Here is a 9,652-nt window from a genome sequence, read left to right as displayed (position 1 = left end):
GCCGGAGTTTGCCCTCTCCTTTTTAAAGGAGATGAAGAAAAGGAACATCCACACGGCGATTGAAACGGCTCTCCATGTACCAACAGAAACGCTGGAGGCGGTACTCCCGTGGCTGGATCTGATTTATGCGGATTTTAAGATTTTTGACCCGGAAGCCCATAAAAAATATATCGGTGTGACCAATGAGCGGATAAAAAAACACATACGTCTTTTACTGGAATCTGAGAATAGAGACCATGTTACCATCCGTACCCCAATGATTCCGGGGCTTACCACAGTGGAAGATAACATTGCAGGAATCAGCCGGTTTATTTCAGAAATTTACAAGGAAGTGTCCTATGAAATACTGAATTACAACCCCCTGGGGGAAGCTAAGTACTATTTGGTAGACAAAACCTATTGCTTTAAAGATAACCCCAAACCCTACTCCCGTCAGGACATGGAGCGGTTTGCAGAAATCGCCAGATCTAACGGGGTAAACCATATCATCTTAGAATCATGAGAAGGAGAGGAGCAGAGACATGAAATTTATTATTGATGATGCGAACATTGAGAAGATTAAAGAGGTATACGACACATTTGCAGTGGATGGAGTTACCACCAATCCCAGCATTCTGGCGAAAAATGGAAAGCAGCCTTTTGAGACCCTGAGGGAAATCCGTGAATTTATTGGGCCGGAAGCGGAGCTTCATGTGCAGGTGGTTGCAGCAGATGCGGAAGGAATGGTTGAGGAGGCCCACAGGATCCAAAAGGAGCTTGGAAAGAATACCTTTGTAAAGATCCCTGCCACAAAAGAAGGATTAAAAGCCATGAAAGCCCTGAAAAAAGAAGGGGCCAATGTGACAGCCACGGCCATCTACACCCAGATGCAGGCATTTTTAGCAGGAAAAGCCGGGGCAGACTATGCGGCACCGTATGTAAACCGGATCGATAACCTTGGAGCAAATGGTGTGAGGACGGCCAAGGACATCCACGACATTTTCAAGAAAAATGGGTTAAAGACGGAAGTACTGGCAGCCAGCTTTAAGAATTCCCAGCAGGTACTGGAGCTTTGCCAGTATGGGGTCGGCGCGTCTACGATTTCTCCGGATGTCATAGAGGGGCTGATTAAAAATGACTCTGTAACGATGGCGGTAAGCGCTTTTACCACGGATTTTGAAGGGTTGTGCGGTGCAGGCAGGACCATGAAGGACTGTAAGTAAACATTTGCGTAAGCAATGAGCCGGCCGATTACACTTTGCACGCTTTTCTGAGCTGAAAGGAGAAAGGATTCCCATGCTGTCCGATAAAGCATTACGGATTATGAAAGTTCTTGTACTGAATAGAAACACTCCTATAACTGTAAAGATGCTGTCCGTGATGTTAGATATGTCGGAGCGCACGGTAAACACCTATTTGAAAGAGGTTGGCAGCTTTTGTGATAGAGAGGGGATCAACTATGTCGGCAGACGGGGAGTAGGTGTTTACCTGGAGCTGGAGCCTGAAGATATGAATCGGCTTCCAGAGCTTTTAGGTCAGGAAGCCCCTTATTATGATGAGCAGGACCGGCAGTTTTATATCCGCCAGATTCTGCTTCAGGGCTGGGGGAATTATACCATTTCCCTTTTTGCAGAAGAACTTTATGTGTCCAGACAGGTCATCGGGGCAGATTTAGAGGAAGCAGAGCGCTGGTTTCAGAATTATGAAATCACCATCCTTCGAAAATCCCGTACAGGAGTCACCGCCAAAGGAACGGAGGTGGGATTCCGTTCTGCTTTGGCTGCACTCTGCAGAGAACAGAAGGTGGAATTTAAGGAGGAAAGTCTGTCCTGTGATTACAGGATCGGAATCGGTAAAGCACAGCATTTGTACCAGGTTTATGAAAAAAAACTGGTACAGGGAGTCTGCCGGGCACTTCAGCTGTTTGAGACAAAATCATCCCTGGTATTTGTGGATTACAGCTTTATTATGATGGTGGAATACCTTTGTGTACAGATAAAGCGTATGGAAAAAGGTTTTATAGTGAAAGAGGAAGAACTGGTCATTCTTTCTCCTGGGAGAGCGGGCAGTGTTCTGTCTGAAAGCCTGGCGGACACCCTGGAATATGTCTGTGGAGTTCGCTATCCGGCAAAGGAACGCAGCTATATTTATCTGCTGCTTTCCGGAGCGGAATTCCGTCAGGAAGAGCATGTCCGTCAGGAGGACCAATGTGCCAGACAGCAGGTAGAAGAGATCTGCCGTCATATTGTTTCCTATTTGTCAGCAGCAACAGGGTTGGATTTTTACAGGGAGAAACGATTGTTTTCCGGATTGGAGAGCTTTCTTTATAAATGTATTGTAAGGACCCGCTGTGGTTTTGAAATCAGAAATCCCTTTCTTGAAGATGTAAAAACCAATTACGGAATTATCTTTAACACATGCTTTGGTATGGGAGCTTATATCCGGGAAGTCATTGGCAGAATTCCTTCTGAGCACGAGATAGCCTTTTTAACTCTTTTGATCGGCGGTGCCCTGATCCGGATTGAAAAAAGAGTAAATGCAGTACTGGTAGGAGCCGGAAGCTTGTTTCTGGCAGAAATGACCACAAAAAAGATTGAAAAAAGGATGGAGGGGCTCCGGATCATTGCGGTTCTTTCCAAGGATGAGCTTGATAAAGCGCAGACATTGTCCTGTGATATGGTGATTACGACTATTCAAGGACTGAAGTGCGATTTACCGGCCGTCTATGTGACACCGGTCGTGGATGACCGGGATGCCCTCCGGCTTCAGAAAGCCTGCAGCGAGGTGTTTACCTTAAGACTTGGCAGGCCGGAACAAATCACCCTTAGATCGTACATCCGCCCGGAGTTTATCTTGCTGGATGTGGAGACAGTAGCAAAAAATAAATTGATTGAAATGGGCTTTCAGGTGTTAAGGGACCATGGCTGTGTCACCGACAGTTATTATCAGGAGGTCCTTTACCGGGAAACCATCAGTTCTACGGAGATTGGCAACGGTGTTGCGATTCCCCATGGAATTGAAAACAGTGTTCTGATCCCAGCGGTATGCATGATACGTCTGCAAAAAAGGATAGACTGGGGAAGTGCACCGGTAGATATTATTTTCATGCTGGCACTGAATTTTAACGATGGGGAAACGACACGGCGTTTTTTTAAACTGTTTTATGAAAAGGCAGGAAATGAGAATATCGTAAAGCTGCTGAGAACGGCACGAACTGAAGAAGAGATCATGGAGATTCTACAATAAAAAGATGGCAATGCCATCTTTTTTCATTTGCCTTAAATTGCGGTTGAGTTTATGCAAAAAAACGACAATAGGTATGTTGAAAATAATAGCAAACAGGAATAAAATACAATTAATAAATAACAAGGAATAACAAAGGAGGGTTTTGCTGCATGGAAAAACCACTGATGTCCAAGGAACTGATTGTGTTTAAAATGGAGGCAGAAAGCAGGGAGGAGGTGATCGCGCAGATGGCCGCCCTGATGGAACGGAATGACCGTCTGCTCAATAAGGCAGGATATGAGCAGGATGTTCTGACGAGGGAAAAACAGGCATCAACGGCAGTGGGATTCCTTACGGCAACCCCTCATGCCAAATCCGGCCATGTGAAATATCCTTCTCTGACCTTTGCACGGTTGAAAAAGCCTCTGAAATGGGATGATCAGGAAGAGGTAGAGCTGATTTTCCAGGTGGCTGTGCCGTCTGAGGGACAAGGGGACCGTCATCTGGAAATACTGGCGGGTTTGTTTCGGAAACTGATTTACGATGAATTCAGAGATGCATTGTTAAAAGCAGACACCAGCGAAAAGGTGCTGGAGCTGGTAGGGGAATTATAGGAGGAGAAGAGAGATGTCTGAATTAGCGAAAATTTTAAAAGGAACAAGGACACACCTGATGAACGGCGTATCTTATATGCTTCCGGTTGTGGTAGGCGGAGGTGTTTTGATGGCGGTTGCGGTTATGATGGCAGGGAAAGGAGCGGCCCCGGATAGCGGTATGGCAGGAAGCATCTGGCAGATCGGGGTCAGTGCTTTAGGGCTTATGGTACCTGTGCTGTCTGCCTATATTGCAGTTTCTATTGCTGATCGTCCCGGAATCGCACCCGGACTGGCAGGCGGCGTACTTGCGAACAGCATTGGAGCGGGGTTTCTGGGAGGAATTGTTTCTGGACTTTTTGCCGGTATCATTTGCTATTATTTAAAAAAGATCAAGCTTCCTAAAGCCGTTCAGTCCTTAAAGTCCATCATAATAATTCCCATTGTGAGTGTCCTTCTTACGGGAATTCTGATGCTGTTCGTGCTGGGCGGTCCCATTGCTTCTTTGATGGAGGTGCTTACCGGCTTCCTGACCAATATGAACGAAGGAAATAAAATTATTTTAGGTTTGATCGTAGGTGCCATGATCGCCTTTGACCTGGGCGGACCGGTGAACAAAGTTGCATTCAGCTTCATGGTTGCAACGATCAGCATGGGGATCTATACCTATGCAGGACCATGTGCCATAGCCATAGCTGTTCCGCCGCTGGGGGCGGGCACTGCTTCTCTGATTCTGAAAAATAAGTTTACAGCAGAGGAACGGGAAGCAGGAATCGGTTCTCTGGCCATGGGGGCGGTAGGGATTTCTGAAGGAGCGATTTCCTATACCAGTGCAGATCCTCTCCACATGATTCCGATTAATATGATAAGCACTGCTATTGCCTCTGCTCTGGCTTATGCCATTGGAGTGACATGTCAGGCAGCCTGGGGAGGCTTGATCGTTCTTCCGGTAGCAGGGAACCGCCTGGGATATGTTGTCTGTATGGCTGTTGGAGTTGCAATTTATGTAGTTTTGTGCGCGGTATTTAAAAAGAATGTTTCAGAAGAAAATGAGGCTTTTGCAGCCGGCGTTGACGATGATGTGGATATTTCATTTGAATAAAGGAGAGAATCATTATGAAAATTATAGCAGTGACAGCGTGCCCCTCCGGGGTCGCTCATACCTACATGGCTGCAGAAGCCATCAGTAAAAAGTGTAAGGACAGAGGCTGGGAAGTAAAGGTGGAGACACAGGGATCCATTGGTGTGGAAAATGAAATCACGGCTGAGGATGTTTTGAGTGCCGATGCCGTCATTCTGACAAAGGATATGCCGATCAAAAGGGAAGAACGTTTTAAAGGAAAGCTGATTGCAAGAGTTGCAATCGGAGATGTCATTAAAAAGACGGATGCGATTCTCAATAAAATTGAAAGTGCTGTAAATAAATAGCCGGATATTGGTTATGGAAATGGCGGCCTGGTCCGGCGGAGGGAGTGTCCGATTATGGATATGCCGTGCCAGGGTTTGAAAGGTTTTTGGGCGAGTATATATGAATAGTTATCATCCGATGCAGGGGAATGAGGCATGAGAAACTTGATCAAAAGATGTTAGATCCAGTGATTGGTAAATTCCCTGTTTTACAGCAGCCAGTGCTTGATGCGTTTACAGAAAAAAGCTGAATGGTTAAGATAATTAAGTCAAGACCATCAAAAACACAAAGCTTGCAAAAGCACTTGAATTTTTTAAATGCAAATGCTATAATCCTACCAATATATTAATCAAGAGATCAAAGGAGTCTCAAGCGTACACAGTACGGTTGCGGCTCTTTTTGCTTATGGATAATTGTAATGCATATGATCCAAGTCCATAAAGCAAATAAGTCTCTTAAGGAGAACAAGGAGGTTTTCCCTGCATTTTTGGGGAAGCCTCCTTGTTCCGTTTTATTTTCATCTTTTATGATAACAGATTGAGGAGGAATCGATTATGAAAAAAAGATTATTACCTGTAACGATCATTACAGCAATGACGGCAGTGCTTCTTGCCGGCTGCGGTTCATCTGCACAGCAGAGTGCTGCGGGAGGCAGTACAGCCGCCGCAAGTTCAGCGTCTACCCAGGATGCAGCGTCTGCCCCGGAAGGAGGAGACGGGAAAACCATTAAGATCGGCGTGTACGGTCCTGTCACAGGGGGGTCTGCTGTTTATGGGGAAGGTGCACAGAATGCCATTACCATGGCAGTTGAAGAAATCAACTATGGAGATTCCGGTTACAAGGTTGAGATTGTAAACGGCGGAAAAATAGTAGATGACGGCGGTGATGCCAAGCAGGCAATTAATGCTTACAACAGTCTGATGAAAGAAGACCCCAGTGCCATCGTGGGAAGCTTTTTTTCCTCCGTTACCCTTCCAGTTGCCGAACAGGCCTCCAAAGACAATATGCTCCTTCTTGCAACAGGAGCAACCAATAAAGACGTTACCTTAAAAGGTTCCACCATTTTCAGGAATTGTTTTATTGACCCGTACCAGGGCAAAATGGCTGCGCAGTTTGCAAAAGAAAAGGGCTGGACAAAAGCCGCTGTTATTTATGCCAAGGATGATGATTATTCCAACGGCTTAAAGGATGCATTTATTGAGAATGCGGAGGCAAACGGAATTGAAGTGGTATATGTAGGCGAATGTACCACAAAGGATACAGACTTTTCTTCCCAGACATCCCAGGTGGTGGCAAAAGGAGCAGATTTCCTGTTTTATCCTGCATTCCTTGATACGGTTCCCCTTCTGGTAGGGGCAGCAAGGGATGCTGGCTTTGACGGAGCCGTCATGGGTGGTGACGGCTGGGATGGAGCCGATACGGCAGGTTTTGAGGATAAGTTTGAGAACTGCTATTTTACCAACCACTATTCTTCGGAAGATACCGCTCCGGCCGTAGTCAATTTCGTATCCAAATATACGGAAAAGTACGGCTCGGAAAACTTGAATGCCTGTGCGGCTCTTTACTATGATGCTATTTACATGCTGGTGGAAGCTGCTAAAAACAGCGGTGCATCAGATACGGCTTCCCTGGTAAAGGGGATGACCGGAATGACTTTCACAGGTGTAGGAGGGACCTTTACCATGGATGAAAACGGCGATCCGGAGAAATCCGTAGCGATCAATACCTTTGAAGACGGCAAGGTGAAATGGCTTATGACTCTTTCACCGGAAGGAACAAAGGAATAAAGCTGCATAAATCTTACAGGAAGATCTGAAAAAAAGAAAAGGAGATGTGCATGAGGACTTAAAAAGTCTTTGGTGCGCATTTTCCTTTTGAGAAAAGGAGATCCTATGACATTTTCATTATTCTTTCAAAGCCTGATAAACGGACTGAACCAGGGCGCTATCTATGCTTTGATCGCACTTGGCTATACCATGGTTTACGGAATCATCCGAATGATAAACTTTGCTCATGGCGATTTTATCATGATTGGAGCCTATACCTTATTTTATACCATTCCTATGATGATCCATGCAGGAATGCCTGCATGGATTTCCGTTTTCCTTGCCGTGGTCATATGTGCTGCGGTGGGAGTCATGGTTGAGGTGATAGCCTATAAGCCGGTCCGCAGGGCCGGTTCCATGTCAGCTCTTATTACAGCACTAGCCATGAGTCTGTTTCTTGAAAACCTGGCTATGGTTCTCTTTGGCGCAAAGCCCCACAATGTCCAGAAAATATTTGATTTACCCTCTGTAAATGTGTTTGGAGTGGCCCTTCCTCTGAATGTTATCTTGACCATCAGTATCGGGATCGTTATGATGGCAGGCCTTCAGATATTTATAAAGAATACCAAGATGGGGAAAGCCATGCGGGCGGTTCCCCAGGACCGGGATGCTTCCATTCTTGCGGGGATCAATGTCAACAAGGTGATCACCATGACCTTTGCCATCGGTTCCGCATTGGCAGCGGTTGCAGCTCTTATGTATTGTACCAAATATCCGCGAGTCACCAACGATATGGGTTCCATGATGGGACTTAAGGCCTTTATTGCCGCTGTTCTTGGAGGAATCGGAGTCATTCCCGGAGCCATGCTTGGAGGAATTTTAGTTGGACTCATTGAGATTTTTGTAAAGCTGTTTTTACCGGGCTGGTATGAAGCGATTACCTATGCCATTCTGATTGTGATTCTTCTGGTGAAACCGTCCGGCATTCTTGGTAAGAATGTGGGCGAGAAAGTTTAAGGGGGTGGACCATGGAAAAGAGGTATAAAGTTTCCTATTTCCTAAATTTCCTGGGTGTTCTGGCTGTTTTTTTCCTGTTTGTCCTGCTTTTTGAAAACAATGCTTTTGGCAGGTCCACCCAGTATATCAAGGGAATCAGTACCACTGCCTGCTATACGGTCATTATGGTGGCTTCCTTAAATCTGGTGGTGGGCTGCATGGGCGAATTTTCTCTTGGCCATGCGGGTTTTGTATCAGTGGGAGCATATGCTTCTGCCATTGTATCCAATGGACTTGCCGGAAAAGGACTGCCCGATATTGCATTATTCCTGGTTGCTATTCTTGCAGGAGGAATTGCAGCCGGCATGACCGGAGTCCTGGTTGGAATCCCGGCTTTACGCTTAAGAGGAGATTATCTAGCCATTGTGACCATTGCTTTTGCAGAGATTATCCGTGTCCTCTTTTGCAACCTTTCCATTACAGGCGGCGGAAAAACCATGAGCGGTATTATAAAGCTTTCCAACTTCTACTGGAGTTTCTGGATCATGGTGATCTGTATAACCATGATGTACATGTACGTACGCAGCCGTTTTGGCAGAACGGTGAAAGCCATTCGGGAGGATTACATAGCAGCGTCTGCTTCGGGAATCAATGTTACTTATTATAAAGTGCTTACCTTTACCGTAGCCGCTTTCTTTGCAGGAATCGGCGGAGGTGTTTATGCCCATTACATGACAGCCATGATACCCACCAACTTTAACTTTATGTACTCTGCGGAGCTTCTCTCAGAGGTGATCATCGGAGGGATCGGCTCCATTACCGGGTCCATAATCGGTGCGGCTTTTCTTTCTTCTCTTCCGGAAATGATGCGCCAGTTCTCCCAGTACCGTATGCTGGCATACTCTGTAGTACTGGTACTGGTTATGATTTTTAAACCGGGCGGTATCTTTGGAGCATGGGAATTTTCCCTCATTCGTGTATATGAACGGCTGACAGGCAGAAAAGGCGGTAGGGAAAAGAACCGGAAAAAAACAGAAGGAGGTGTATAAATATGACAGGAGCAGAAGGAGCTATGCCGGTATTAAAGGCTCAGAACCTGGGAATCCAGTTCGGCGGATTAAAAGCGGTGGACAGCTTTAATATGGAAATCGGAGAATCGGAGCTGGTGGGGCTGATCGGTCCAAACGGTGCGGGAAAAACCACAGTGTTCAATCTGATCACCGGTGTTTATAAACCGACGGAAGGATCCTTTTACTTAAATGGTCAGTCCATGAATGGGAAAAAGACCCATCAGATTGTTGAAGCAGGAATTGCAAGAACATTCCAGAATATCCGGTTATTTAAGAAAATGACCGTAATCGATAATGTAAAGGCAGCCATGAGCGCCAAGCTTACCTACAATCTGTTTCATGCCGTTTTTCGTACGCCGTCCTACTGGAGGCAGGAAGAAGAACTGACAAAAAGAGCCGGAGAACTGCTTCAGATTGTGCATTTAAGTGGAAAAGAAGATTATGAAGCAGGAAATCTGCCCTATGGCGAACAGAGGCGTCTGGAGATAGCCAGAGCCCTGGCTACGGATATGAAGCTCCTTCTTCTTGATGAGCCTGCGGCAGGGATGAATCCGACAGAAACGGAAGAACTCCTGGAGATTATCAACTATATCCGCGATGAATTTAAGATTTCCG

9 protein-coding genes and 1 pseudogene are annotated in these 9,652 nt (G+C 45.9%); all 10 read left to right on the top strand.

Annotated elements, in window-relative coordinates:
* Positions 1-502 (top strand): annotated as a pseudogene (locus RT269_RS28755) (radical SAM protein); the annotation flags it as partial.
* 19 nt (positions 503-521) lie between these two features.
* Positions 522-1,202: a fructose-6-phosphate aldolase gene (locus RT269_RS28750; RefSeq protein WP_313187849.1), complete on the top strand. Its 681-nt coding sequence runs from the start codon at positions 522-524 to the stop codon at positions 1,200-1,202.
* 73 nt (positions 1,203-1,275) lie between these two features.
* Positions 1,276-3,225, top strand: a complete 1,950-nt coding sequence (locus tag RT269_RS28745; protein ID WP_313187847.1) for a BglG family transcription antiterminator — start codon at positions 1,276-1,278, stop codon at positions 3,223-3,225.
* A gap of 149 nt (positions 3,226-3,374) precedes the next feature.
* Positions 3,375-3,818, top strand: coding sequence for a PTS sugar transporter subunit IIA (locus RT269_RS28740; RefSeq protein ID WP_313187846.1), 444 nt, complete (start codon positions 3,375-3,377; stop codon positions 3,816-3,818).
* Positions 3,819-3,831: 13 nt separating this feature from the next.
* Entirely contained in the window at positions 3,832-4,899 is a 1,068-nt protein-coding gene (locus RT269_RS28735) for a PTS fructose transporter subunit IIC (protein ID WP_313187845.1), read from the top strand.
* 14 nt (positions 4,900-4,913) lie between these two features.
* Complete coding sequence (locus RT269_RS28730) at positions 4,914-5,225, top strand: PTS fructose-like transporter subunit IIB (protein ID WP_313187844.1); 312 nt, start codon at positions 4,914-4,916, stop codon at positions 5,223-5,225.
* A 534-nt stretch (positions 5,226-5,759) separates the two neighbouring features.
* Positions 5,760-6,992, top strand: a complete 1,233-nt coding sequence (locus RT269_RS28725; protein WP_313187842.1) for an ABC transporter substrate-binding protein — start codon at positions 5,760-5,762, stop codon at positions 6,990-6,992.
* Between the two features lie 105 nt (positions 6,993-7,097).
* Positions 7,098-7,988: a branched-chain amino acid ABC transporter permease gene (locus RT269_RS28720; RefSeq protein ID WP_313187840.1), complete on the top strand. Its 891-nt coding sequence runs from the start codon at positions 7,098-7,100 to the stop codon at positions 7,986-7,988.
* Between the two features lie 11 nt (positions 7,989-7,999).
* Entirely contained in the window at positions 8,000-9,016 is a 1,017-nt protein-coding gene (locus RT269_RS28715) for a branched-chain amino acid ABC transporter permease (RefSeq protein WP_313187838.1), read from the top strand.
* Between the two features lie 2 nt (positions 9,017-9,018).
* A partial coding sequence (locus RT269_RS28710) for an ABC transporter ATP-binding protein (RefSeq protein ID WP_313187837.1) occupies positions 9,019-9,652 on the top strand: 634 nt, incomplete at its 3' end.

The sequence above is a fragment of the Lacrimispora sp. genome (assembly GCF_032078915.1).
Classification (GTDB): Bacteria; Bacillota; Clostridia; order Lachnospirales; family Lachnospiraceae; genus Lacrimispora.
Note: the sequence above shows the minus strand (reverse complement) of the source record. Positions and strands in the feature narration are given on the sequence as shown.